Source organism: Duganella paludis (genome assembly GCF_054461335.1).
The window spans coordinates 3,110,883-3,136,792 of record NZ_CM136922.1 but is presented as its reverse complement, the minus strand read 5'-3'; the positions used below and the strand labels follow the sequence as shown (position 1 = coordinate 3,136,792).

Here is a 25,910-nt window from a genome sequence, read left to right as displayed (position 1 = left end):
CAAGGTACCCCCACATGCTCAAACTCGTCGGCATCAGCAAAATCCACCAAGCGGGAGAAATCCAGACCACGGCGCTGGACCGTATCGACCTGCACATCGAGGCGGGTGAATACGTCGCCATCACCGGCCCTTCCGGTTGCGGCAAATCGACCATGCTCGGCATCCTCGGTCTGCTGGACGTGCCGACGCGCGGCGAGTACTGGTTCGAAGGCCAGAACGTGGCCGGCTGGAGCGAGGCGCAGCTGAACAAACTGCGGCGCGGACGCATCGGCTTCATCTTCCAGAGCTTCAACCTGATCGAAGAACTGACCGTGTTCGAAAATGTGGAACTGGCGCTTGAATACAATGGCACGCCGGCGCGCGAACGGCGCGAGCGCGTGACGGCGATGCTGAACAAACTGGGCGTGGGCCATCGCGCCAGCCACCGGCCGTCGCAGCTGTCCGGCGGCCAGCAGCAGCGCGTGGCGATCGCGCGCGCACTGGTCTCCGGCCCCGCCGTGCTGCTGGCCGATGAACCGACCGGTAACCTGGACAGCGCCCATGGCGATGAAGTCATGCGCCTGCTGCGCGAGATCAACGCCGACGGCACGACGGTGGTAATGGTCACCCACTCGCCCGACCATGCGGCGCAAGCCTCGCGCACCCTGAATCTGCTGGACGGCCGCGTCATGGTCGACGCCTTGCAAGCGGCATAATGCTGCGCAACCTCCGCCTCGGCTGGCGCCTGCTGCTGCGCCAGCCGCTCAACAGCGCCGTCGAGCTGCTCGGCCTTGCGGCCGCATTCGCCGTGTGCTTCGTGCTGCTGGCGTTCGTGCAGTATTCGTTCAGCTACGACCGCGATGTGCCGCAGCGGGAGCGCGTGTACATCATCAAGCACCGCCTGAATTTCATCCCGCAACCGCAATGGATGGAGTACACGCCGTTCGCACTACGCGGCGTTGCCCTGCAAAGCGGACTGCCGCTGCAAGTGAGCGCCTGGTGGCCGCGCACGGCGACACTGGAACAGAACGGCGCGGCGCGCGAAGTGGACGTCACGGCGGTTGATCCGGCGTTCGAAAGCATCGCCAGCCTGCGCGCCACGCAAGGTAATCTGCAGCAGGCGCTGACCATGCCGGACGGCTTGGCGCTGACGCCGCAGGCGGCGCTGCAGCTGCTCGGCCGGGCCGACGCCATGGGCCGCACCGTCGTCGTCAACGGCCAGACGCTGCAAGTGCGCGCCATGCTGCCGGAACGGCCATCCAACAGCACCATACAATTCGGCGCGCTGGTCGGCGTCGGCAGCGCGCTCTGGCCCGAGAAGGAGAAGCAGGAAGCGCTATCCAACTGGATGGGCATCGCCGGCCGCATTTACGTCAAGACCAACCTTCCGCCGCATCAGCTGCAGGCGGCGCTGCAAAAAGTCATCGATCAGGCCCCGTGGGCCAGCATGGCGACGCCGGAGATGAAGGTGGCGCTGGGCGGACGCAAGATGGTCGACATCGGCCTTGGCGCGCTGGCCGACGCCTATTTCGATCGCAGCGTGGCCAACACCATGGGCGCCGGCCCGCGCGGCGACATGCGCCAGGTGCTGGCGCTCGGCGCGGCCGGTGTATTGGTCCTGCTGCTGGCCGTGGTCAACTACATCAACCTGGCGACGGTACGCACCTTGCGCCGCCAGCGCGAGATCGCCGTGCGCCGCGTAATGGGCGCGTCCACGCGCCAGCTGCTGGCGCAGTTTATGACCGAGGCGGTGCTATTGTCGGTGGCCGCCGCCGCGCTGGGCGTGCTGCTGGCGTGGCTGCTGCTGCCGCTGGCGTCCGGCCTGCTGCAACGGCAACTGGAGGGCGTGCTGACACCGCTCTCGGTGGCGGCCTGCCTGGCCTTCGGCGCGCTGGTGGGCGCGGCGGCCGGCGCGTATCCGGGCTGGCTGGCGCGCGGCGTCGACATGCGCGCCACGCTGGCGCAGCGCAGCGGCGAAACCGCCGGCGGCGCATGGTTGCGGCGCGCGCTGACCGCCGTACAGTTCAGCGTTGCCATCGGCATGGGCAGCGTGGCGCTGGCCATGCTGTGGCAGACGCAGTTTGCCGCCGGCGCATCGCCGGGTTTCGATCCATCGCCGCTGTTGGTGGTGGAGATGCAGCAGGACATCAACCAACCGGCGGCGCGCGCCCTGCGCGACGCCATCGCCCAACTGCCCGGCGTGGCGGGCGTGGCCGATAGCCGCAGCGTGCCGGGCCGCGACGACCATACCGGCACCCGCTCCAGCAGCACGTTCAAACGGATCGACGGCAGCAACGTGGCGATGCCGATGCAAATGGTGGGCAAGGACTTTTTCCAGGTCTACGGCGTAAAGCCGCTGGCGGGCCGCATGTTCCAAACCGACGGCGAAGAGAGCGCGGTGCTGAACCAGGCGGCGGTGCGCGCGCTGGGCTGGTCCTCGGCGCAGGAAGCGCTGGGCCAGCGCATCAACGACAGCAATCTGCGCGTGGTGGGCGTGGCGCCGGAGCTGCGCTGGCACACGCTGCGCGAGCAGGCCGCGCCCTTGATGTATGTGCTGTCGCAGGACAGCCGCCTGCTCACCGTACGGCTCAATGACGTCGGCAGCGCGGGCACCGGCGTGGAGCAGGCGATCGCCAGCGCATGGCAGCGCTACTTCCCCACGCAGGCGCCGGTGATCCGGCACGCCGCCGGCTATTACGCCGAGGCCTATGCGGACGACGTCCTGGTGGCCGGCCTGCTGGCCTGCGCCACGGCGGTGGTGCTGATGCTGGCGGCATTCGGCATCTACGTGCTGGCGGCGCACAGCGTGCAGCGACGCGCGCGCGAGATCGTGCTGCGCAAGCTGCATGGCGCGGGCGGCGCGGCGATTGCGACGCTGGTCGGGCGCGAGTTCCTGCTGCTGACGATGGCGGCGGCCCTGATCGCGCTGCCGCCGGCCTGGCTGGCGATCGCGCACTATCTGGCGCCGTTCGCCGAGCGCACGCCGCTCGGCGCCTGGGCGCCGCCGGCGGCGCTGGGCTTCGCCCTGCTGGTGGCGGCGGCGGCCACCGCGCGCCATACGTGGTCGGCGATGCGCATGGCGCCGGTGCAAGCGCTGCGCACATAAAAAAGGCAGCCCGCAGGCTGCCTTCTTACCGATACCGCTTGCTTAGTTCACGGTCAGCAGTTCGATGTCGAACACCAGCGTGGAGTTGGCCGGGATGCCAGTTTTCACGTCCGCGCCGTAGCCCTGGTCCGGCGGGATGATCACGGTACGCTTGCCGCCCACCTGCATGCCGGTCAAGCCGGTGCTGAAGCCGGCCACCACGCCGGTACCCACGGTGACGGACAATGCGGTTCCGCCGACGTTGCTGTCGAACTGCGTACCCTTGCGGTTGGCGCGGGTGCCGTCATACAGCCAGCCGGTATACCGCACGGTGACGGCTTTGCCGACTGTCGCCGTGGCGCCGGTGCCGATAGCGACTTCGGTGATGGTGGTCACGGTCGGCGGTGGCACGCTAGGAATCGTGACGGCCTTGGTGACATTGACCATCGTGAACTCAACCACCATCGGCGACTTTACAGGGATGGCGGGATCGATGACGCCGTTGGTATTGGTCTTATCGAGCGCGTAGGCGCCGAAGGCCAAACTGGCCGGCAACACCGCAATGCGTTTGCCGCCCGGCTGCATACCCAGCAGCGCCAGATCCCAGCCAGTAGCCACCGGCAGATTGCCGCCCGGCAGAGCACCCACGCCCACGGTGCCGCTCAGCGGCGCGCCGGCGTCCACGCTGCTCTGAACCTTGGTGCCTTTGCCGTCGGTCTTGGTCGAGTCGTATAGATAGCCTACGGAATGGTAGACGACGGTGTCGCCCGCCTCCGCGGTCAGGCCGCTGCCGACTGCGGTGGTGGTGAGCTTGTAGTCCGGTTGCGGCACGATCACCTCGGTCGGAGTCTTGGCGCCGCCGCCGCAGGCGGTCAACACCGCTGCGCAGGCCGCAACGGCGATAAATTGCAACATCGATTTCATTATTTACCTTTGATGAGTATGCGTATTCGGTAGTCCCGGCGCAGAAGTTTAGCAGACGGCGCCACTTCCACTCCGGGCACTACATTCAGTTACATTTATTTGTATTCAAATTTCCACTTGCGTGCCAAGTTCGATCACGCGGTTCGGTGGGATCTGGTAGTAGTCGGCGGCGCCGCGCGCGTTGCGCGACATGGCCACGAACAGGTGCTCGCGCCAGGTCGACATGCCGGAACCCGGCGCCGAGATCACCGTCTGGCGGGCGATGAAGAACGAGGTCTCCATCATCTCGAACGGCAGGCCGAGGCACTCGCACAAGGCCAGCACGCGCGGGATGTCCGGTTCGTCCTTGAAACCGTAGTAGACGTTGAGCTGATAGCACTGGTGGCCCAAATCCGTCACCTTGACCTGCTCGGCCTCCGGCACCCACGGCTCCTCGACCACGTGCACGGTGAAGAACACCACGCGCTCGTGCAGCACCTTGTTGTGCGACAGGTTGTGCAGCAGCGCGTGCGGCACGCCGTCGCTTTCGCCGCGCAGGAACACGGCCGTGCCGTACACCCGGGTCGGCGGCGCCACGAACAGCGAGGACAGGAAGTCTTCCAGCGGAATCGCGTGCTTTTGCAGGTTTTCGAACACCAGCTCGCGGCCGCGCTTCCAGGTCAGCATCACGGTGAACAGCACGGCGCCCAGCAGCAGCGGGAACCAGCCGCCGTGGAACAGCTTTAGGGTGCTGGCCGAGAACAGCAGGATATCGAGCGCCAGGAAGAAGCCGGTGGCGGCGAAGCACAGCACCAGCGGCAGGTGCCAGCGGTAGCGGATCACGAAGAAGGTCAGCACGGTGGTGGCCAGCATGGTGGCGGTGACCGCGATGCCGTAGGCGCCGGCCAGCTTGTCGGAGGAGCCGAAGCCCACCACCGCCAGCAGCACCACGCCCAGTTGCAGCCAGTTGACCGCCGGGATGTAGATCTGGCCGATTTCGGTGGCCGAGGTGTGCATGACGCGCATGCGCGGCAGCAGGCCCAGTGCGATGGCCTGCTTGGTCATCGAGAAGGTGCCGGAGATGGTGGCCTGCGAGGCGATCACCGCCGCCAGCGTGGACAGCACCACCAGCGGATACACGCTCCAGTCGCCCAGTTGATGGAAGAAGGGATTGTCGACCGATTCCGGACGCGTGAGCAGCAGCGCGCCCTGGCCCAGGTAGTTCAGCGCCAGCGCCGGGAACACGACCATGAACCATGCGGCGCGGATCGGCTTCTTGCCGAAGTGGCCCATGTCGGCGTACAGCGCCTCGGCGCCCGTCATCGACAGCACCACCGCGCCCAGCGCGACGAAGGCGATCATGCGGTTTTCGTACATGAAGCGCAGCGCGTGGAAGGGACTGAGCGCGGCCAGGATTTGCGGCGCTTCGATGATGTTGACCACGCCCATGACCGACAACGCGGCGAACCACACCACCATGATCGGGCCGAAGAAGCGACCGATGCCGGCGGTGCCGTGGCGCTGCATGGCGTACAGGGTAATCAGCACGATGATGGTGAGCGGGACGATGTACTGCTCCAGTCCCGGCGCGGCCACTTCCAGGCCCTCGATCGCGCCCAGCACCGAGATGGCGGGCGTGATCACGCTATCGCCGTAGAACATGGTGGCGCCGAACACCCCCAGCAGCATCAGCGGATAGTGCCAGCCTTGCGCGACCTTGCTGACCGAGTTGAGCGCCAAGGCCATCAGCGCCATGATGCCGCCCTCGCCGCGGTTATCGGCGCGCAGCACCAGGCTGACGTATTTGAGCGAGACGATGATGGTCAGGCCCCAGAAAATCAGGGAGACGATGCCCAGCAGATTGCCCTCGCTCAGCGCCAGGCCATGCTCGGGATCGAAGACGGTTTTGAGGGTGTAGAGAGGGCTGGTACCAATGTCGCCATAGACTATGCCGACAGCCGACAGCGTGAGTGCCGCGAGACTGCTTTTCTTGTGTTGCTCGGTCAAGATTGCACCTGTTGTTGTTTTGGTGCATTGCACAATAGGATAAGACTATGCAAAAGGCAAGTAGATTTTGGCATACGCAGGCGTTCCAAATGGTCAATAGTGAGAGTGTACGCCGCCGCGAACGCGAGCGCGAGCGCAGTTCGGGACGATCAGCGATAATGATCGACCTTCCCTTACTTTTCTGCGTTGCGCCCCATGAATTCAGGTATTTTATTTGCGACGCTGGCGTTTCTGTGCTGGGGCCTGTTCCCGCTGTACTTCCACGCCATCAACGAAGTGCCGCCGCAGGAAATCCTGGCGCACCGCATGCTGTGGTCATTGTTGTTCCTGGTGGTGGTGCTGGGGGTGCGCCAGCAGTGGAAATGGCTGCCCAGGGTGCTGCGCCAGCCGCGCGTGCTGGCCAGCTTTATCGCCAGCGCCCTGCTGCTGACGGCCAACTGGGGCGTGTATATTTGGTCGGTGAACAACGGCCACGTGCTCGACGCCAGCCTCGGTTACTTCATCAATCCGCTGGTCAATGTGCTGCTGGGCGTGGTGGTGCTGAAGGAAAGCCTGCGGCGCGGCCAGTGGCTGGCGATCGCGGTGGCGGCCGGCGGTGTGGCCTGGCTGACCTGGCAGGCCGGCCAGCTGCCGTGGATTGCCTTAATTTTAGGCATCACCTTCGGCGGCTACGGCCTGCTGCGCAAGACGGCGGCGCTGGCGGCGCTCGAAGGCCTGTCGCTGGAAACCATGATCCTGTTCCCGCTGGCGCTGGCGTATGTGTTGTGGCTGAGCTATCACGGCCAGAACACCTTCCTCAACACGCCGCACGACCGCACCCGCTGGCTGCTGGCGGCGGCCGGGCCGATCACCGCGATTCCGCTGCTGCTGTTCGCGGCCGGCGCGCGCAAGATTCCGATGGCGGTGCTGGGACTGCTGCAATACCTGTCGCCCACCATGCAGGCGCTGCTGGGCGTGTGGGTGTTCCACGAAGCCTTCCCGGTCGAGCGCCTGACCGGCTTCCTGATCATCTGGGCGGCGCTGCTGCTGTACGTGGCCGAAGGGCTGTGGGCGAGCAAACGCGCTAAATAGTGGGAAGATGACGCGATTTATCGTATCCTGTCGTCCTTCCCTGCATTTCACCTTCACTGAGATTCTCAATGGCAAATTACGTCTATACCATGAACCGCGTGGGCAAAATCGTCCCGCCCAAGCGCCAGATTCTGAAAGATATTTCGCTGTCCTTCTTCCCGGGCGCGAAGATCGGCGTGCTGGGCCTGAACGGCTCCGGTAAGTCGACCTTGCTGAAAATTATGGCAGGCATCGACACCGACATCCAGGGCGAAGCCCGTCCGATGCCGGGCCTGAACATCGGCTACCTGCCGCAGGAACCGCAGCTGGACCCGGAAAAAACCGTGCGCCAGGAAGTCGAATCGGGCCTGGGCGAAGCGTTTGAGGCGCAAGCCAAGCTGGACGCCGTGTACGCCGCCTACGCCGAGGAAGACGCCGACTTCGACGCGCTGGCCGCCGAGCAGGCGCGCCTGGAAGCGATCATTTCGTCGTCCGACGGCGGCAACCTGAACCTGCAACTGGAAATGGCCGCCGACGCGCTGCGCCTGCCGCCATGGGACGCCAAGGTCGGCATCCTGTCCGGCGGTGAAAAGCGCCGCGTGGCGCTGTGCAAGCTGCTGCTGTCCAAGCCGGACATGCTGCTGCTCGACGAACCAACCAATCACCTGGATGCGGAATCGGTCGAATGGCTGGAGCAGTTCCTGCTGCGCTTCCCGGGCACCGTGGTCGGCATCACCCACGATCGCTACTTCCTCGACAACGCCGCCGAATGGATCCTGGAACTGGACCGCGGCCATGGCATTCCATGGAAAGGCAACTACTCGTCGTGGCTGGACCAGAAGCAGGACCGCCTGAAGCAGGAAGAAGCCACCGAATCGGCCCGCCAGCGCGCGCTGCAAAAAGAACTGGAATGGTCGCGTCAGAATCCGAAGGCGCGCCAGGCCAAGTCCAAGGCCCGCCTGGCCCGCTTCAACGAGCTGAGCGAGTACGAATACCAGAAGCGCAACGAGACCCAGGAGATCTTCATTCCTGTGGCCGAGCGTCTGGGTAACGAAGTCATCGAATTCAAGAACGTGTCCAAGGGCTTCGGCGACCGCCTGCTGCTCGACAACGTCTCGTTCACGATTCCGCCGGGCGCCATCGTCGGCATCATCGGCCCGAACGGCGCCGGTAAATCGACGCTGTTCAAGATGATCGCCGGCATCGACAAACCGGACAGCGGCGAAGTGCTGATCGGCCAGACCGCGCGCGTGTCGCTGGTCGACCAGAACCGCGACAAGCTGCAGGATGCCAAGACCGTGTTTGAAGACGTGTCGGGCGGCGCCGACATCCTGAGCGTGGGCCGCTTCGAAATGCCATCGCGCGCCTACCTGGGCCGTTTCAACTTCAAGGGCGGCGACCAGCAGAAGATCGTCGGCAACCTGTCCGGTGGTGAACGTGGCCGCCTGCACCTGGCGAAGACGCTGCTCAAGGGCGGCAACGTCCTGCTGCTCGATGAACCGTCGAACGATCTGGACATCGAAACCCTGCGCGCGCTGGAAGATGCGCTGCTGGAGTTCGCCGGTTCCGTGATGGTGATCTCGCACGATCGCTGGTTCCTGGACCGCATCGCCACCCACATCCTGGCGTTCGAAGGCAACTCCCAAGTCACCTTCTTCGACGGCAACTACCAGGAGTACGAAGCCGACAAGAAGAAACGCCTGGGCGAAGAAGGCGCCAAGCCGAAGCGTATTCGCTACAAGCCGCTGACCAACTAATCAGCTTCGCGAATGAGAAGGGCCTGCATAAGCAGGCCCTTTTTTTTATGCCAGGCGCTTAGAAGTTATAGCGCAGGCCGGCGGTGATGGCGCCGGCTTTGCGGCCGGTGTCGATGTCGTTCTTGCCGTAGTTTTCATACTCCAGCGAGACCTTCACGTTTTTGTTGATGGCGTACTCGCCGCCCACCGAGGCGTACAGCGCGGTTTTGTTGTCGCTGCCGCTCACCGAGGCGATGCCCGAGGTGGTCACTTCGTTGTGGTTGCGCGCCACGCCCAGCTTGCCGAACACGGCGAAGTCCTGCGCTACCGGCCAGGTGCCTTTGCCGGCCACGTAGTACGAGTGGGCGTCGGTGTTGATGCCGCCGGCCGCGCCGCTACGGGTGTAGTTGTAGCTGCGCTTGCCGAAGTCGGTGTAACCGGCTTCCACCGCCCAGGTGCTGTCGATGTTGTAGCCACCGTAAACTTTGCCACCGGCCTTGTTGCCGCTTTGCTTGTCGCCGCTCACGGCGCCAGCGCCGGCGCTGTCGAAGTCATACCGGCTGCCGACCACGCCCGCACCGATGTAGGCGGTGCCGGCGGCGTCCTGCGTGTTTTGAGCATAAGCGGCAGTACCACCCAGGGCGGCTGCGGAAGCAACTAAAGCGTACAGAATTTTCTTCATGATTTTGATCTTTCAGCAAAAGGTTGAAACGAGACTTGCTTGGGATCGCAGTTACTAGTGAATTGCGATGGATCCAAGATAGCACTCTGAACAACCCTCGTCACTTCCGAATTAGTAAGAAGTGTGACGAGATGTAAGCCAAACGATCATTGGAAAATTTCAAGATCCGCCAAACTTAAAGTACGCTTAAAATTCCTCCCAATCCGTTGCCGATTCTTTAACAGCAGCCTTGGGCGCGGCTGGACGCGGCAATTTCACCATCGGTTTGGGCGCCACCCGCGACGCCGGACGCGGCCTGGCCGGCGGTGCCAGCGCCCCAGGCGCCTGCTCCACCCGGAACACGCTGACCAGTTCGGCCAACTTGCGCGCCTGGTCCTGCATCGCTTCCGACGCCGCCGCCGATTCCTCCACCAGCGCGGCATTCTGCTGGGTCACCTGGTCCATCTGCACGATGGCCTGGTTGATCTGCTCAATGCCGGTGGTCTGTTCGCTGCTGGCGGCCTGGATGTCGGCCATGATGTCGGTCACGCGCTGGATGCTGGAGACGATCTCGCGCATGGTCACGCCGGCCTCGTCCACCTGGCGCGCGCCGGCGCCGACCTTGCTAACCGACTCATCAATGAGTTGCTTGATTTCCTTGGCGGCCGAGGCCGAACGCTGGGCCAAGGTGCGCACTTCCGACGCCACCACCGCAAAGCCGCGCCCCTGCTCGCCGGCGCGCGCCGCTTCCACCGCCGCATTCAAGGCCAGGATATTGGTCTGGAAAGCGATGCCGTCGATGACGCCGATGATGTCGGCGATCTTGCCGGACGATTCGTTGATGGCGCCCATGGTGCCGATCACTTCGTCCACCACGGCGCCGCCCTTCTGCGCCACGCTGGAGGCCGAGCGCGCCAGTTCGTTGGCGTGCCGCGCGTGGTCGGCGTTGGCCTTGACGGTGGAGGTCAGCTCTTCCATGGAGGACGCGGTTTCCTCCAGCGCGCCGGCCTGCTCCTCGGTGCGCGCCGACAAGTCCTGCGTGCCGCTGGCGATCTGTGCCGACGCCGTGGCGATGGTGTCGGTGCCGCTGCGCACCTGGCCGACGATGCCGCCCAGGCTGTCGCGCATGGATTTCATGGCGAACAGCACGCTGCGGTTATCGTTGCGCCGCAGGTCGACATTCACGGTCAGGTCGCCATCGGCGATCTTGCCGGCCAGCCTGGCGACGTCGCCCGGCTCGCCGCCGAGCTGACGCATCAGCGCACGGGTAATCAGTACACCCAGCGCCAGGCCCGCGCCCAAGGAGGCCAACACGAGGCCGATCATCAGCGTGAAGCTGAAGCGGTACAGCTCGCCGGTGGACTTGGCCTTCTCGGCGGCGCGCCTTTCCTTCAGATCGGTCATCACGTCCAGCAGCTTGTCGAGACGGTCGGCCTGGGTGCGCGCGGCAAGTTGTGCGCGGTTGGCCTCGTCGCTGCGCTGCGCCAGCGGCTCGCCCTGCGCGCTGTCGAGCGCCGCCGTGATCAGGCGCTCATAATCCTTGGCGGGCTGGACATATTCATCGAGCAGTTTCTGGCCCTCGGCCGAAACGAACAGCGGCCGCGCCTTGGCCAGGTAATCGTTCATGGCGACCAGATAGCCTTGCACGTCGCCACGGATCTTGCTGCGCTCTTCCGCCGTCTGCGCCGCCAGGAAGGTGGTGCGCGAGCGGCCCGCGTAGATCAGGTTGATGTTGGCTTCCTTGATGTAGGAGAGTCCAACCAGGTCTTCGCGGTACATGGCGTCCGCCGCGCTGTTGAGCTGGCTCATGCTGACGATGCCGATGCAGGCGACGATCGCGCCCATCACCGAAATGCTGCTGAAGCCAGCGATAAGTTTGGTACCGACTTTCATGTTGCTAAACATATGTCCTCCCATGGTGAGGGGAATACGATAGCAGTCCGCACCGCGCCTTGCTCTGATTGTTGAACCGTGCGCGGCCCTGTCTAGAGAATTTGGCGGAACGTCAGGTTGATGCGCGGCCCGCGCGGCGTGCGTTCCTTGTTGATGCCGTGCAGCCAGTGCTGCTGCAGCGCACCCGCCATCAGCAGCAGGCAGCCGTCGCCCAGCGCCAGCTTGACGGTCTTCGGCAGCCGCCGGTGCTTGAGGATGAAGGTGCGCGGCGCGCCGAAGCTGACCGAGGCGACCGCCGGTTCCGGCCCCAGCTCGCGCTCGTCGTCGGCATGGAAGCCCATGCTGTCGCGCTCGTCGCGGTAGTAGTTGAGCAGCACGCTGTTGAAGCGCCGCCCGGTGGCCGCCTCGACGGCCTGCTTGATGTGCAGATGCAGCGCCGTGAACGGCTGCGGATGGAAGGTCTTGCCCGAGTATCGATAGCTGGCCTCGCCATGCCATGCCGACAGACGCGGCTGCATGTGCAATTTGCCCCACACCTGGATCTGTTCTGCGCGCCAGTCGGTCTCCGACAGCAGGCGCTGCATGACGACGTCCGGCGCCAGATCGAGCGCCAGCCGCTGCTGGAACCACAGCTCGCCATCTTCGATGGGGATGGGCGCAAGGCGGGTATCGTCGGCAAATAAGTCCATGCGCGGTATGATACCGGCAACACGCAAACGAGGAGTCACCGCATGAAAAAACGCCAGTTCCTGGGCACGGCCGCGCTGGCCGGTTTTTCCGCCGCCATCAGCCTGCCGGCGCGCGCCGCCGCTGGTGCCGCCGGCCCGACCCTGCTGACCATCACCGGCGCTATCGGCGCCGGCAATCGCGGCAAGCTCGATCCGGTGCGCGATCAGTTGATGTTCAAGCAGAAGCTGAGTTTCGACAAGGCGCACGCCTTCGACTACGCCGCGCTGACGGCGCTGCCGGCGATCACCATCAAGCCGACGCTGGAGTACGACGGCAAGCAGCACACACTGCGCGGTCCCTTGCTGTTGGATGTGGTGAAAGCGGCGGGCGCCAAAGCGGGCGACAACACCAGGCTGGTGCTGCGCGCGATCGACGGCTTTGCCGCCACCGTGACGGTGGCGCAGGCGCAAGCCCAGCGGTTTATCGTGGCGACCCACCTGGATGGCGCACCGATGGCGCTGGGCGGCCTGGGGCCGCTATGGGCGGTGTACGACGCCGACAAGATCCCCGACATGGCGGCTAAACCGGTCGCGGACCGGTTTGGCCAGTGCCCCTGGGGCCTGTATCACATCGAGGTGCAGGCGTAACGTTTAGACCTAAGCGTAAGCTTCCGCCAGGCTCATCACGCGCGGCGCGACGGTGATGCCGATGCCGTTGAATAGCGCGTTGATGGCGGCCATATTGGCTTCCAGCTCTTCCGCTTTCCAACCCTGGAACAGGTCGGTGCCGTCTTTCTGGAAGTGCAGATCGAGCACCTTGCCGCGATCCTTGTGGGTGTAGCCGCCGCTGTAGGTTTGCTTGAAGCCCAGTGCGGCCAGTTGCGCCAGCACTTCGCTAGGCGGATGGTCCGGATCGGTGGCGATGAACACACCGAAGGTCTTGCCCGGTGGTTTGGCGGCGATATCGACGTCGTAAATGCCAGGCGCTTTGGTGACGGTCGTACTCTTCAGAAATAACATGTTCTTACCCCTACTATCAATTTGGCGCCGGTTTAGCTTGCAGCTTAAGTTCTTGTAGAAAACATTCTAAGAATCAAGCTTATTGCTAATTCAGAGGTTTGTCGACTGATCCCGTACTTATTTTGTGAATTCGTACCATTACAACTGCAAAGCAATGTCCGGGACAAAGCCGGCGTCACCTTAAAATATAGTTGTTAAGTAGTAATTTGCAAGGAGTTACGCACCAATGCGCTACTTCTGATGCTTTCTGCGCGCCAGCTCCACGGTCGGCGCGACGAGCGCCCGATACAACGCTCCAGTCTCCTCGTCCCATGCGTCGACCGCCTGCTGCTGGCGCGCCACGGTCGCCATGTCGCCGCGCGCGATGGGACCGCTCAGCGCGGCGGCCGCGCCTAGGCGAAACACATTGGCCATCGACTCGCTCGCCAAGGGCTGGGCCAGTTCGCGCGCCACCGCCTCCGGAATGCCGGCGGCCTGATAGGCGCGCAGGGCGGCGTCCAGCACGGTCACCAGATAATTACTGGCGAACACGGCGGCCGAGTGGTACACGGTTTTGGCGGCGGCCTCGATCCGCACCGGCCGCGCGCCGATGGCTTCCAGCGCCGGCGTGAGCACGGCCAGCGCCGCTGCATCGCCCTCGATGCCGCAGAAGGTGCCTGAAAATTGTGCAGCCACGGCGGCCGGATCGGCAAAACTGCGGATCGGATGCACGCTGGCCACCAGCGCCCCGGCATCACGCGCCGCCTGCAGGCGGTCGGACGCCAGCGCGCCGCTGCAATGAAACACGATGCTGCCCTGCAGCGCCACGGCCCGCGCCAGCGCCTCGCAGGCGGACACAATCTGGTCGTCGCCCACCGCCAGCAGGTGCACGGCGGCCGGCTGAAGCTGCTCGTAGGCGGTCGCCACCATGCCGGCCCCCATGAAATCGACGGCCTGCTGCGCAGAGGCGGCCGAACGCGTCAGCACCTGGCGCAGCTCAAACCCGCCCTGCCCGGCCAGCAAACGTCCGAGCACGCGGCCGACATGGCCCGCGCCGATCAGGTTCAAGGTCGCCGGCATCAAAAACCTGATCCCGGCTGCTTGAGGAACTCCAGCTCGGCCGGGGTCGATGCCCGTTCCAGAATGGCGTTGCGGTGCGGGAAGCGGCCGAAGCGGCGGATCACCTCGCGATGGCGCTTGGCGTAGTCGAACATGCCGTCCAGGCCTTCGATGGTGGCGGGAGCGGCTCCGCTGGCGTGCGCTTCGTCGGCCATGCGGCTGAACAGCGCCACGGATTGCTCCTGCATCGCCATGTCTTCCGCGTGTTCCAGCGGCAGGTAGATGAAGGCGCGCTGCAACGGCGGCAGTTGCTGGTCTTCGCCGGCCTCGATCATGTCCAGCGCGGCCTGCAAGGCGAGATGGTCGCCGGCGAACGACAGCGGCGTGCCGCGATACACATTGCGGCAAAACTGGTCCAGCAGCAGGATGTTCGCCAAAGCCGCCGCCGGCCCTTCCGCCGCCCAGCGCTGCAGGCCGCCTTCCAGCGCCTGCGCGATCTCCTCGCCGAAACGCCGCTCGATCTCGCGGTCGAAGGCCGCGTCTTTTTGAAACCATACACGGCGCGGCGCATCGGCCGCCTGGCCTTGGGCTGGCTGGAACCAGAAATCGAATACGGCCTGGGCTTGTGCATTCATATCAGTTGCGTGCGTGGGTAAGTTGGAAACTGTGGATGCCCTCAAATTCGGCTAACTCCGCCGATAACACCGCCATCGGTGCGCCACTGCGCTTGCTCAGGGCGATGGCGACGAAGCGCCATTCCTGCATGCCGCCGTCGCTGCCTATCATCAGCGAGCCGCCGGCGATTTCATAACCGCGCTGCAACGCCATGGCCCTGAGCGCGGGCTCCTGCGGCTTGTAGCCGGCCTTGAAGCGCATGGTAATGGCGATGGCGTGCCGCGACGGCAGCCAAGCTTCCACCCGGGTCAGGAAGATCATCGAGCCGGCGCACAACATGGCCAGGCCGATCGCGCCCAGGTAGAAGCCGACGCCGACCATCACACCGATCACCGACGAGGCCCAGATCGAGGCCGCCGTGGTCAGGCCGCTGATATTGAAGCCCTCGCGCATGATGACACCGGCGCCGAGAAAGCCGATGCCCGTGACGATGCCTTGGACGATGCGGGTGGGATCCGAATTGACCAGGTATTGCGACACGTGGCCGCCAAACCAGTGCGCCGGGTAGCCGCCGATCACGGTCAGCGCGGCCGAGGCCATGCACACCAGGCCGTAGGTGCGCATGCCGGCGGCGCGGCCGTGATAGGAGCGCTCGTAGCCCACCAGCAGCCCCAGCCCCAGCGCGCCCAGCAAGTTCAACAAAATCACCGCGTTGGTGGCGATTTCGGCATGGGACCAATACGCTTGCAGGAATTCCAGTGCGGGCATGGTGAGCCTCTTTCTTATTTTTTGACGAGTTGCTTTTCGAAGGCGATATCGAGTTTGCTCACGCGTTTCGGCGCCTCCGGTGCGATGGTTTTGACGAAGGCGACAAAGTCATCCAGCTCCAGCGGTGGGCACAAGGGTGGATTGCCGGCGCCTTCGGACAGGAAAAAGTGGCCGCTGCCGGTAACCGACATCGAATACTTCTCGTTGCCGGTGCGGCGTTTCAGGCGATCTACCGCCGTGGTGGCTCGGGTTGCACGTCCGCTCATACATTCTCCGTTCGGTTTTCCAGCCAGGCCAGCGCGGCGCCGGACACTAGCGGCGACAGGCGCTTGCGCACCGTGGCGTGGTAATCATTGAGCCAGCGCTTCTCATCGTCGCGCAACAGCAGTGGGTCGATGCAGCGCGTGTCGATCGGGCACAGCGTCAGCGTTTCGAAGGTGAGGAATTCGCCGAATTCGGTCTGGCCGGCGGCGCGGTTCAACACCAGGTTTTCGATGCGGATGCCCCAGCGGCCCAGCCGGTACAGGCCCGGCTCGATCGAGGTAATCATGCCTGGCTCCATGGCCGTGTGCGGCTCCGGCATGGTGGACGGCGAGATCGATTGCGGGCCTTCATGCACATTCAGGAAATAGCCGACGCCGTGGCCGGTGCCGTGACCGAAGTCCAGCCCCTCGGCCCACAGCGGCGCACGGGCGATGGCGTCCAGCATCGGCGACTTGGTGCCGCGCGGGAAGCGGGCCGCCGACAAGGCGATCATGCCCTTCAGCACCAGCGTGAAGTCGCGGCGCTGTTCGTCGTTGATGCCGCCGACCGCCACCACGCGGGTGATGTCGGTGGTGCCGCCCAGATATTGGCCGCCGGAATCAATCAACAGCAGGCCCTCGCCCTCGATGATGGCGTGGCGTGCCTCGGTGGCGCGGTAATGCATGATCGCGCCGTTGGCGCCGAAACCGGCAATGGTGGCAAAACTCGGGCTGACGAAACCGGGGCGGCGGGCGCGGGCGGCGGTGATCTGGCGGTCGATCTCGACTTCGGTCAGCGGGGCGCGTACCGGGTTGGCCAGGGTCTGTTCCAGCCAGGCGAAGAATTCGCACAGGGCGGCGCCGTCCTGCTCCATGGCGGCGCGCACGTGGATGGCGTCCGGCTCGCTCTTGCGCGACTTGGCCAGGGTGGTCGGATTGATCGCTTCGACCACCTTGAGCTTGGCCGGCAGCCATTGGCGGGTGCCGTAGGTGACGCGGCGCGGGTCGAGCAACACGGTGGCGTCGGCCGGCAAGGCGCCCAGGGCGGCGGCGGCCGAGGCGTAGGGCGCGACGTCGATGCCTTCCTCGGCCAGGGCGGCGCGCAGTTCCGGGGTGATCTTGCCGTCGGCCACATACAAAGTGGCACGCGTAGGGGTGACCAGGGCATGCGCCAGGAAAATCGGGTTGAAATTGACGTCGGCGCCGCGCAGGTTGAACAGGTAGGCGATGTCGTCCAGCGTGGAAATCAGGTGGCGGCTGGCGCCGGCCTGCTGCATGGCGCCGCGCAGCTCGGCCAGCTTGCCGCTGCGGCTTTTCGAGGCGTAGGGCGGCAGATGTTCGTAGACCGGCGCGGCCGGCAGCGGCGGACGGTCTGGCCAGACTTGCTCCAGCAGATCGAGATCGGTGCGCAGCGTGACGTTTTTGGCGTCCAAGGCGGTTTGCAGCAGGCGGGCGATCGCCAGGCCGAGCACGGCGCCGTCCACCGACAGCGCCTGGCCTGCTTTCAGATGGCTTGCCAACCAGTCAACATATTGCACGCTGGCGCCGGAGGTCAGCTTCATCAGCTGGATGCCGGTGCCGGCCAGTTGCTGTTCGGCCTGGGTCCAGTAGCGGGCGTCGGTCCAGACGCCGGCGAATTCCTGCGTGACGATCAGGGTACCGACCGAGCCGGTGAAACCCGAGGCCCATTCGCGGCCCTGCCAGCGTTCGGGCAAATATTCGGACAGGTGCGGATCGGCTGACGGAATCATCAGCGCATCGATCTGCTGCTGTCGCATTGCCGCCCGCAACAAGGCGATGCGTTCGGCGACTTGGGTGGAGTCTGGAGTATTCATGGAAAAGTTCAAAATAGCTTGTTGCCATGATACCGCGATTAGCTGATCTACCGCTAAACACGTGTGGAATCACAATGATTAAATGGCCCAGCTTGTTGTGCAATCAGCGCGGGACTATATTGATCATGATCGTCTCATTTCGACACAAAGGACTACGCAAGTTTTTCGAATCTGGCGACCGCGCTGGAATCCAGCCTCATCATGCGACACGGCTACGATATTTGCTCACAGTATTGGATGCTGCGGAAACAATTGAGGGTATGAATCGACCAGGATTCCGTTTGCATCCGCTGAGAGCAGTGAAGACACAACGCTGGTCAGTACACGTTGACGGAAATTGGCGAATCACTTTCGAGTTTATCGATGGAAATGCTCATATTATTGACTATGAGGATTATCACTAATGGAAATGTACGATCCCATGCCTCCGGGCGAGGTTATCGCCGAAATGTATTTGCGACCCAATAAGATCAGCGCCCGGCAATTTGCAGCGCAATTGGGTGTGTCGGCTTCAACCATAAATCGTCTGTTGAATGGCCAAACGAGAATAACTCCCGCCATGGCGGAGCGGCTTTCTAAAGTCGTCGGCATGTCGGTGGGCTCGTGGATCCGATTGCAGGAAATGCAGGACCGCTGGCGGGAGAGGCTGCGCAACGCCGCTTAGCGCGCCGGATTTTGGCGAGTTCGCGCCAATAATTGGCATAAATTGGGCAAAAAAATTGGCGCTAAGCCTGATAATGCCGTAATCCGTCCAAGTCGAGTATGCGGATACCGCCGTAATCGAGACTCAACAGCCCCTCCTTCTCCAACAGCTGCAAAGCCTGGTTCGCGCGCTGGCGCGATGCACCCGATAACAATCCCAATTCCTCCTGCGAAATATGCACGATGCGCTCCAGCCCTGGATATAAATGCGCATGGAATAAAGACGCCAGACAACGCGCCACACGCGTATCCGGATTTAATAAACGGTCGTTTTCCACCATGCCGATAAACTGTCCCAAGCGCTCGTTCAATTGCATCAGCAAGAACCGCGTAAAAGGCAGACTATTATCGAGCAGCCACATGAAAGTAGCGGCCGGCATGCGCGCAATCCGGCTATCGCGCAACGCCATGGCGTCATATTTCAATACCTCGTTTTTTAATACCGTGCCTTCGCCGAACCAGCCACCGGGTGGCACACCGGTAAATGTCACGCTTTTACCGTCGGCGGAGAAATTATTCATTTTCACCATGCCATCGATAATACCCAGCCAGTTCTCCACCATGTCGCCCTTGCGGCAGACATAACCCCCTTTGGGAACAAAGGTTTCAAAGGTATCGGCCTCGACACGCGCCATTTGTTCGGGCGTCAGCTCCTTGGCCCAGATCGCTGTGCGCAAAGCCTGCTTCAAACTAACTTGGTTTCGATCAGACATATTTTGCAATGCACCATAGAAAAGTCGCTCAATTGTCGTCGAAAAGACAACCTTCCCTCTCGCGGCAAGCTAATATCATTACACAAAAAGAATCAGCAACAGGAGACACTGGTGCAAACAGAATTCGAAACTTTTCCTCGCCGCTTGCTTGCTCATGGCCAAGTCAGGCCGGGAAAACCTGCGTTCCGCGAAAAGTATCTGGGCATCTGGCAAAGCTGGACCTGGGCCCAGGTCAACGAGGAAGTGCGTGCGCTGGCCTGCGGCCTGGCGGCGCTCGGCTTCGAACGTGGCATGAACCTCGCCATCATCGGCGACAACCGGCCGCGCCTGTACTGGTCCATGCTGGCCGCCCAATGCCTCGGTGGCGTGCCGGTGCCGCTGTACCAGGACGCCCCCGCCGCCGACATGGCCTACGTGCTGGAAAACGCCGAAATCCACTACGCCATCGTCGAAGACCAGGAACAGGTCGACAAGTTGCTCGAATTGCAATCGCTGTACCCGCACGTGCGCCACATCGCCTACGACGACGAACGCGGCATGCGCCACTATCGCCAGCAAGGCTTGCTGTCGTTCGCACAACTTCAGGAAATGGGACGCGCCTGGGACCAGGCGCATCCCGGCTTCTTCGACGCCGCCATCGCCGCCGGCAAAGGCAGCGACAACGCCATCATTTTGTATACCTCCGGTACCACCGGCAAGCCCAAGGGCGTGTGCCAGACCCACACCGCATTGCTGGCGGCCGGCGACGGCGGCGTCGGCTTTGAACGGTTGACCGACGCCGAAGACATCCTGTCCTACCTGCCCATGGCCTGGGTCGGCGACTGCCTGTTTTCTTTTGCGCAGGCCATGAGCGCCGGTTTCACCGTCAACTGCCCGGAATCCGGCGAAACCGTGATGACCGACATGCGCGAAATCGGCCCGACTTATTACTTCGCCCCGCCACGCGTGTTCGAGAACATGCTGACCACGGTGATGATCCGGATGGAGGATGCCGGCGCCATCAAGCGCCGCATGTTCCACTACTTCATGGGCGTGGCGCGCCGCTGCGGTGCTCAAATATTGGACAACAAGCCGGTGCCGGCAGCCGACCGGCTGGCCTATGCCGTCGGCAAGGTGCTGGTCTACGGCCCGCTGAAAAACGTGCTGGGCATGTCGCGCATCCGCGTCGCCTACACGGCCGGTGCGGCGATCGGCCCCGATCTGTTCCGCTTCTACCGCTCAATTGGCGTCAACTTGAAGCAATTTTACGGATCGACCGAAACCTGCGCCTACATCTGCCTGCAGCCGGACGGCCAGATCAAGTTCGACAGCGTCGGCCTGCCGGCGCCCGGCGTCGAGGTCAAGCTGGCCGCCAACGGCGAAGTGCTGGTGAAATCGCCCACCTTGATGGACTGCTACTACAAGCGCCCCGATGCCACCGCCGAGGCGATCGATGCGCAAGGCTACTTCCACACCGGCGACGCCGGCCTGTTCGACCACGAAGGCCACCTGAAAATCATCGACCGCGCGGCCGACGTCGGCCGCATGAACAGCGGCGCCATCTTTGCCCCCAACTATGTGGAGAACAAGCTCAAGTTCTTCCCGTTTATAAAAGAGGCGGTGGTGTTCGGCCATGAACGCGACCAGGTGTGCGCTTTCATCAATATTGACATCGAGGCGGTCGGCAATTGGGCCGAGCGCCGCAGCATTGCCTATTCGGGCTACACTGACCTGGCCGCGCATCCGGCCGTGTATGGCCTGGTGCGCGACTGCATCGAACAGGTCAACGCCGACCTGGCGGCCGAACCGGCGATGAGCGACACGCAGATCCACCGCTACCTGGTGCTGCACAAGGAACTTGATCCCGACGACGACGAACTGACGCGCACCCGCAAAGTACGCCGCAAGTTCATCGGCGAAAAGTACGCGGTGCTGATCGACGCGCTCTACAGCGGCAAAAGTTCGCAATACATTGAAACGCAAGTCAAGTTCGAAGATGGCCGCTGCGGCGTGGTCGCGGCGGACCTGAAGATCGAGTCGTGCAAGACCTACCCTGCCGTACAGGCAGCGGCATGACGGAGCGGACCACCATGCAAATGAACGAGCCGGAAACGCACTTCAGCGCGGACCAAGGCCCGGTGCGCCGCGCCGCCGGGCCGGTGATCCTCGACCTGAAGAACATTTCCCTGTCCTTCGGCGGCGTGAAGGCGCTAACCGATATCTCGTTCGACGTGCGCCAGCACGAAATCCGCGCCATCATCGGCCCCAACGGCGCCGGCAAGAGCTCGATGCTCAACGTGATCAATGGCGTGTACCGCCCGCAGCAGGGGCAGATCGTCTATCGCGGCGAGGTGCGCAAGAATATGGACTGCCACGCCGCCGCCAAATCCGGCATCGCCCGCACCTTCCAGAACATTGCGCTGTTCAAGGGCATGACGGTGCTCGACAACATCATGACCGGCCGTAACCTCAAGATGAAATCGAACTTCCTGATGCAGGCCCTGTACTGGGGCCCGGCGCGGCGCGAGGAAATCGCCCACCGCATCAAGGCCGAGGAGATCATCGACTTCCTGGAAATCCAGGCCATCCGCAAGACGCCGGTGGGCCGCCTGCCCTACGGCCTGCAAAAGCGCGTGGAGCTGGGCCGGGCGCTGGCCGCCGAGCCGGAAATCCTGCTGCTCGATGAACCCATGGCCGGCATGAACGTCGAAGAAAAACAGGACATGTGCCGCTTCATCCTCGACGTCAACGACCAATTCGGCACCACCATCGTGCTGATCGAGCATGACATGGGCGTGGTGATGGATATCTCCGACCGCGTGGTGGTGCTGGACTATGGCCGCAAAATCGGCGACGGCACGCCGGACGAAGTCCGCAACAACAAGGATGTGATCAATGCTTACCTGGGAGTGAGCTGCGAATGAACGTCAATTTCTTCTTCGAGGTGCTGATCGGCGGCCTGTTGTCCGGCGTGATGTACGCGCTGGTGGCGATCGGCTTTGTGCTGATTTACAAAGCCTCCGGCGTATTCAATTTTGCCCAGGGCGCGATGGTGTACTTCGCCGCGCTCACCTGCGTGGGCGTGATGGACAAGCTGGGCGTGTCGCTGTGGATCGCGCTGCCCATCACGGTGGCGGTGATGATCGTGCTGGGCCTGGCGATCGAGCGCGTGGTGCTGCGGCCACTGGTGAACCAGCCGGAGATCACGCTGTTCATGGCCACCATCGGGCTGGCCTTCTTTATCGAGGGCCTGGCGCAGCTGATGTTCGGTGCGCAGGTGCGCAGGCTGGAGCTGCCGATAGAAGACGTGCCATCCCAGTACCTGATGGACCACTACAACATCCTGGTGTCGCAGTTCGACATCATGGCGGCGCTGGTGTGCGGCCTGCTGGTCACCACACTGGCCCTGCTGTTCTCGAAGACCAAAGTGGGCCGCGCCCTGCGCGCTGTGGCGGACGACCATCAGGCCGCGCTGGCGGTCGGCATTCCGCTGCAGCGCATCTGGGCCGTGCTGTGGGCGGTGGCCGGGCTGGTGGCGCTGGTGGCGGGGCTGCTGTGGGGCGCGCGCAATGGCGTGCAGTTCGCGCTAACCTTCGTCGCGCTGAAGGCGCTGCCGGTGCTGATCCTGGGCGGCTTCACCTCCATGCCGGGCGCCATCGTCGGCGGCCTGATTATCGGAGCCTCGGAAAAACTGGCGGAGGTCTACATCGGCCCCATCGTCGGCGGCGGCATCGAGGGCTGGTTCCCTTACGTGCTGGCGTTGCTGTTCCTGCTGGTGCGGCCCGAAGGGCTGTTCGGCGAAAAAATCATCCGGAGAATTTGAGCCATGCTATATCGCGAAGCCGGACAATTCAAAACCAGCTATCAGGCCGACGGCCAGATCTTCCCCATCCTGCAGGATCGCCTTGCGCTGCTGGCATTGCTGGTGATTGCGGTGGTGGTGGTGCCGCTGGCCGCATCGCCGTATGCGCTGTCGGCGATCCTGATTCCCTTCCTGATTTTTTCGCTGGCGGCGCTCGGCCTGAACATCCTCACCGGCTACGCGGGCCAGCTGTCGCTCGGTACCGCCGCCTTCATGGCGGTGGGCGCGTTCGCATCCTATAACTTCATCCTGCGCATCCCCGGCCTGCCGGTGCTGCTGGCGTTCGTGCTGGGAGGCTTGAGCGCGGCGCTGGTCGGCATCGCCTTCGGCCTGCCGTCGCTGCGCATACGCGGCTTCTACCTCGCCGCCGCCACGCTGGCCACGCAGTTCTTCGTGGTCTGGTGCCTGACCAAGATTCCCTACCTGACCAACTACAGCAGCTCAGGCGTGATCACGGCGCAGCCCATCGTCATCCTCGGCTACGCCTTCGACACGCCGGACCGCAAATACCTGCTGGTGCTGGCCGTGGTGGCGGTGATGGCGCTGCTGGCCAAGAATATGGTGCGCTCCAACGTCGGCCGCTCCTGGATGGCGGTGCGCGACATGGACGTGGCGGCCGAAGTGATCGGCTTCCGCCTGATGCGCACCAAGCTGCTGGCGTTCGCGGTCAGCTCGTTCTACTGCGGCGTGGCCGGCGCGCTGTATGCGTACGCCTACCTCGGCACGGTGGAGCCGGAAGCGTACAACCTCGATCTGTCATTCCGCATCCTGTTCATGATTATTATCGGCGGCGTCGGTTCCATCCTCGGCTCCTTCCTCGGCGCGGCCTTTATTGTGCTGCTGCCGGTACTGCTGAATGTGATCGCGCACAGCCTCGCCCTGCCGACCAGCGTCGCCTCCAATCTGGAGCTGATGGTGTTCGGTGCACTGATTATTTTTTTCCTGATCGTTGAGCCTCACGGCCTGGCGCGCTTGTGGCAAATAGGTAAAGAGAAGTTGCGTCTGTGGCCGTTCCCCCATTAAAAAATCAGAGGAGACACATATGAACCGCTTTGCATCCGTCGTCGTCGCCATCACACTCGCGGCCAGCGGCGCCGCCATCGCCCAGCCTGCGGAGCAGTACATCGCCCTGCCCTCTTACCGCGTAGGCCCTTATGCGGCCGGCGGTTCCGGCTTTTATGGCGGCATCATCGACTACTTCAATCTCGTCAACCTTGCCGGCGGCGTGAACGGCGTGAAGATCGCGTGGGAAGAGTGCGAGACTGAGTACAACCCATCGCGCGGCGTCGAATGCTACGAGCGCCTGAAGACCCGCAACGGCGGCGCCACCCTGGTCGAGCCGCTGTCGACCGGCGTGGCTTACGGCATCCTGGACCGCCTGGCCGTCGACAAGATCCCGATGACGATGATCGGCTACGGCCGCTCGGACGCCGCCAACGGCAAAGTCTTCCCCTACGTCTTCCCGCTGATTACCAGCTACTGGAACCAGGCCGCCGCCATGATCAAGTACCTCGGCGACAAGGAAGGCGGCATCGACAAACTGAAAGGCAAGAAGATCGTCCACCTGTACCACGATTCCGCGTTCGGCAAGGAACCCTTGCCGGTGCTGGAGGCGCTCGCCAAGCAGCATGGCTTTGAGCTGATCAAGATCCCGGTCACGCCGCCGGGCAGCGAACAGCAATCGCAATGGCTGCAGATCCGCCAGGCGCGGCCCGACCATGTGATCCTGTGGGGCTGGGGCTCGATGAACGCGGTGGCCATCAAGACCGCGCAGCGCAACGGCTTCCCGCGCGAGAAAATCCTCGGCGTGTGGTGGGCCGGATCGGAAGAAGATACCGTACCTACGGGCGATGCGGCCAAGGGCTACAGCGCGATGACCTTCAACACGCCGGGCAATTATCCGGTGCTCGACGAGATCCGCAAAAAACTCTACGACGCCGGCAAGGGCAACCTGGCGGACGCCAACCGCGTCGGCAGCGTGTACCACATGCGCGGCGTGAGCGCGGCCATCCTGTGGGTGGAAGCGATGCGCACCGCCCAGGACAAGTTCGGCAAGGGTAAGCGCGTGAGCGGTGAACAGATGCGCTGGGGCCTGGAGAACTTGAACGTGGACGAAGCGCGCCAGAAAGCCATCGGCGCCTTCGGCATGCTGCCGGTGGTGAAGACCAGCTGCGACGACCATGAAGGCTCGGGCGCGGTGAAAGTGCAGCAGTGGGATGGCAAGAAGTGGAACGCCGTCACGCCGAACTGGATCGTCGGCGACAAGGCGCTGACCCGCAAGCTGCTGGAGGAAAGCTCCGCAGCCTATGCGGCCGAGAAGAAAATCACGCCGGCCTGCGCGAAATGACGACGATGCCCTATCTCTCCGTGAATAACGTGGAAGTCATCTACGACCACGTTATCCTCGTGCTGAAAGGCGTATCGCTGCAAGTCCCGCAGGGGAAGATCGTCGCCCTGCTGGGCGCCAACGGCGCCGGCAAGTCCACCACGCTGAAGACCATCTCCACCCTGCTGCGCGGCGAGCGCGGCGACGTCACCAAGGGCGAAGTCCAGTTCAAGGGCGAACGCATCGACCAGCTGACGCCGAATGAACTGGTCAAGCGCGGCCTGTCGCAGGTGATGGAAGGCCGCCACTGCTTTGCCCACCTGACCATCGAAGAGAACCTGCTGACCGGCGCCTACACGCGCAGCGCCTCGCGCGCGGAGCTGAAGGAGTCGCTGGAAAAGGTCTACCACTACTTCCCGCGCCTGAAGGAACGGCGCGGCAGCCAGGCCGGCTACACCTCCGGCGGCGAGCAGCAGATGTGCGCCATCGGCCGGGCCCTGATGGCCAAGCCATCCATGATTTTGCTGGACGAGCCGTCGATGGGCATCGCGCCGCAAATCGTCGACGAGATCTTCGGCATCGTCAAGGACTTGAACAGCAAGGAGAACGTCTCCTTCCTGCTGGCCGAGCAAAACACCAGCATCGCCCTGCGCTACGCGGACTTCGGCTACATCCTCGAAAACGGCCGCGTGGTGATGGAAGGCGCGGCGGCCGACCTGTCCTGCAACGAAGACGTCAAGGAGTTCTACCTCGGCGTCTCCGGCGCCGGCCGCAAGAGCTTCCGCGACATGAAATTCTACCGGCGCCGCAAGCGCTGGCTTGCATAAG

25 protein-coding genes are annotated in these 25,910 nt (G+C 63.6%); 13 read left to right on the top strand and 12 right to left on the bottom strand.

From position 1 onward, the window contains the following. Positions 1-14 precede the first annotated feature (14 nt). Positions 15-695 carry an ABC transporter ATP-binding protein gene (locus ACXZ1M_RS14060; RefSeq protein ID WP_459053748.1) on the top strand — a complete coding sequence of 227 codons (681 nt, stop codon included), beginning with the start codon at positions 15-17 and terminating at the stop codon, positions 693-695. After that, positions 695-3,085, top strand: coding sequence for an ABC transporter permease (locus ACXZ1M_RS14055; RefSeq protein ID WP_459053747.1), 2,391 nt, complete (start codon positions 695-697; stop codon positions 3,083-3,085). The genes ACXZ1M_RS14060 and ACXZ1M_RS14055 overlap by 1 nt, the downstream gene beginning before the upstream one ends. A gap of 42 nt (positions 3,086-3,127) precedes the next feature. Here the strand turns inward: ACXZ1M_RS14055 and ACXZ1M_RS14050 are convergent, their stop codons facing one another. Both ACXZ1M_RS14050 and ACXZ1M_RS14045 read right to left on the bottom strand, forming a co-directional pair. Continuing rightward, the gene (locus ACXZ1M_RS14050; protein WP_459053746.1) at positions 3,128-3,979 is read right to left on the bottom strand and encodes an FKBP-type peptidyl-prolyl cis-trans isomerase; all 852 of its coding nucleotides are present in this window, start codon (positions 3,977-3,979) and stop codon (positions 3,128-3,130) included. A gap of 114 nt (positions 3,980-4,093) precedes the next feature. Further along, entirely contained in the window at positions 4,094-5,974 is a 1,881-nt protein-coding gene (locus ACXZ1M_RS14045) for a potassium transporter Kup (protein WP_459053745.1), read from the bottom strand. A gap of 195 nt (positions 5,975-6,169) precedes the next feature. On the opposite strand from ACXZ1M_RS14045, the gene rarD reads away from it, so the two are divergent. Together rarD and ettA are read left to right on the top strand one after the other, a co-directional pair. Beyond that, positions 6,170-7,045, top strand: a complete 876-nt coding sequence (rarD, locus tag ACXZ1M_RS14040) for an EamA family transporter RarD (RefSeq protein ID WP_459053744.1) — start codon at positions 6,170-6,172, stop codon at positions 7,043-7,045. Between the two features lie 68 nt (positions 7,046-7,113). Next, complete coding sequence (gene ettA / locus ACXZ1M_RS14035) at positions 7,114-8,781, top strand: energy-dependent translational throttle protein EttA (protein ID WP_459053743.1); 1,668 nt, start codon at positions 7,114-7,116, stop codon at positions 8,779-8,781. A 58-nt stretch (positions 8,782-8,839) separates the two neighbouring features. Here the strand turns inward: ettA and ACXZ1M_RS14030 are convergent, their stop codons facing one another. From ACXZ1M_RS14030 to ACXZ1M_RS14020, 3 genes are all read right to left on the bottom strand, one after another. After that, positions 8,840-9,442: an outer membrane beta-barrel protein gene (locus ACXZ1M_RS14030; protein ID WP_459053742.1), complete on the bottom strand. Its 603-nt coding sequence runs from the start codon at positions 9,440-9,442 to the stop codon at positions 8,840-8,842. 186 nt (positions 9,443-9,628) lie between these two features. Continuing rightward, complete coding sequence (locus tag ACXZ1M_RS14025) at positions 9,629-11,314, bottom strand: methyl-accepting chemotaxis protein (protein ID WP_459053741.1); 1,686 nt, start codon at positions 11,312-11,314, stop codon at positions 9,629-9,631. Between the two features lie 92 nt (positions 11,315-11,406). Further along, a complete protein-coding gene (locus ACXZ1M_RS14020; protein ID WP_459053740.1) occupies positions 11,407-12,003 on the bottom strand; it encodes an alpha-ketoglutarate-dependent dioxygenase AlkB family protein in 597 nt (198 codons plus the stop codon). A gap of 42 nt (positions 12,004-12,045) precedes the next feature. Here ACXZ1M_RS14020 and ACXZ1M_RS14015 point away from each other — a divergent pair, with 42 nt between their 5' ends. Beyond that, positions 12,046-12,630, top strand: coding sequence for a putative pterin-binding protein (locus ACXZ1M_RS14015; protein WP_459053739.1), 585 nt, complete (start codon positions 12,046-12,048; stop codon positions 12,628-12,630). A gap of 9 nt (positions 12,631-12,639) precedes the next feature. Here the strand turns inward: ACXZ1M_RS14015 and ACXZ1M_RS14010 are convergent, their stop codons facing one another. From ACXZ1M_RS14010 to ACXZ1M_RS13985, 6 genes are all read right to left on the bottom strand, one after another. Next, positions 12,640-13,002 carry a hypothetical protein gene (locus ACXZ1M_RS14010; protein WP_373989849.1) on the bottom strand — a complete coding sequence of 121 codons (363 nt, stop codon included), beginning with the start codon at positions 13,000-13,002 and terminating at the stop codon, positions 12,640-12,642. 231 nt (positions 13,003-13,233) lie between these two features. Beyond that, complete coding sequence (locus ACXZ1M_RS14005) at positions 13,234-14,061, bottom strand: Rossmann-like and DUF2520 domain-containing protein (RefSeq protein ID WP_459053738.1); 828 nt, start codon at positions 14,059-14,061, stop codon at positions 13,234-13,236. After that, positions 14,061-14,675: a DUF924 family protein gene (locus tag ACXZ1M_RS14000; RefSeq protein ID WP_459053737.1), complete on the bottom strand. Its 615-nt coding sequence runs from the start codon at positions 14,673-14,675 to the stop codon at positions 14,061-14,063. Before ACXZ1M_RS14000 ends, ACXZ1M_RS14005 begins: the two co-directional genes overlap by 1 nt. A gap of 1 nt (position 14,676) precedes the next feature. After that, positions 14,677-15,423 (bottom strand): MgtC/SapB family protein, encoded by a 747-nt coding sequence (locus ACXZ1M_RS13995; RefSeq protein WP_459053736.1) that lies wholly within the window; start codon positions 15,421-15,423, stop codon positions 14,677-14,679. A gap of 14 nt (positions 15,424-15,437) precedes the next feature. After that, entirely contained in the window at positions 15,438-15,689 is a 252-nt protein-coding gene (locus ACXZ1M_RS13990) for a hypothetical protein (RefSeq protein WP_459053735.1), read from the bottom strand. Further along, entirely contained in the window at positions 15,686-17,500 is a 1,815-nt protein-coding gene (locus tag ACXZ1M_RS13985; protein ID WP_459053734.1) for an aminopeptidase P family protein, read from the bottom strand. Before ACXZ1M_RS13985 ends, ACXZ1M_RS13990 begins: the two co-directional genes overlap by 4 nt. 26 nt (positions 17,501-17,526) lie before the next feature. On the opposite strand from ACXZ1M_RS13985, the gene ACXZ1M_RS13980 reads away from it, so the two are divergent. Further along, positions 17,527-17,904 (top strand): type II toxin-antitoxin system RelE/ParE family toxin, encoded by a 378-nt coding sequence (locus ACXZ1M_RS13980; protein WP_459053733.1) that lies wholly within the window; start codon positions 17,527-17,529, stop codon positions 17,902-17,904. Next, entirely contained in the window at positions 17,904-18,164 is a 261-nt protein-coding gene (locus ACXZ1M_RS13975; RefSeq protein WP_459053732.1) for a HigA family addiction module antitoxin, read from the top strand. The genes ACXZ1M_RS13980 and ACXZ1M_RS13975 overlap by 1 nt, the downstream gene beginning before the upstream one ends. 61 nt (positions 18,165-18,225) lie before the next feature. On the opposite strand, the gene ACXZ1M_RS13970 is transcribed toward ACXZ1M_RS13975, so the two are convergent. Beyond that, a complete protein-coding gene (locus tag ACXZ1M_RS13970; RefSeq protein ID WP_459053731.1) occupies positions 18,226-18,915 on the bottom strand; it encodes a Crp/Fnr family transcriptional regulator in 690 nt (229 codons plus the stop codon). A gap of 111 nt (positions 18,916-19,026) precedes the next feature. Between ACXZ1M_RS13970 and ACXZ1M_RS13965 the strand changes: the two genes are divergently transcribed. From ACXZ1M_RS13965 to ACXZ1M_RS13940, 6 genes are read left to right on the top strand one after another with little or no spacing between them, the layout of a single operon-like run. Then, the gene (locus ACXZ1M_RS13965; protein ID WP_459053730.1) at positions 19,027-20,970 is read left to right on the top strand and encodes an AMP-binding protein; all 1,944 of its coding nucleotides are present in this window, start codon (positions 19,027-19,029) and stop codon (positions 20,968-20,970) included. 14 nt (positions 20,971-20,984) lie between these two features. After that, positions 20,985-21,818 (top strand): ABC transporter ATP-binding protein, encoded by an 834-nt coding sequence (locus tag ACXZ1M_RS13960; RefSeq protein ID WP_459054015.1) that lies wholly within the window; start codon positions 20,985-20,987, stop codon positions 21,816-21,818. Then, complete coding sequence (locus ACXZ1M_RS13955; protein WP_459053729.1) at positions 21,815-22,717, top strand: branched-chain amino acid ABC transporter permease; 903 nt, start codon at positions 21,815-21,817, stop codon at positions 22,715-22,717. The genes ACXZ1M_RS13960 and ACXZ1M_RS13955 overlap by 4 nt, the downstream gene beginning before the upstream one ends. A 3-nt stretch (positions 22,718-22,720) precedes the next feature. Then, on the top strand, positions 22,721-23,779 hold the full coding sequence (locus ACXZ1M_RS13950; RefSeq protein WP_459053728.1) for a branched-chain amino acid ABC transporter permease: 1,059 nt from the start codon (positions 22,721-22,723) through the stop codon (positions 23,777-23,779). Between the two features lie 19 nt (positions 23,780-23,798). After that, positions 23,799-25,103, top strand: coding sequence for an ABC transporter substrate-binding protein (locus tag ACXZ1M_RS13945; RefSeq protein ID WP_459053727.1), 1,305 nt, complete (start codon positions 23,799-23,801; stop codon positions 25,101-25,103). A gap of 5 nt (positions 25,104-25,108) precedes the next feature. Further along, a complete protein-coding gene (locus ACXZ1M_RS13940) occupies positions 25,109-25,909 on the top strand; it encodes an ABC transporter ATP-binding protein (protein WP_459053726.1) in 801 nt (266 codons plus the stop codon). Position 25,910: the final 1 nt, after the last annotated feature.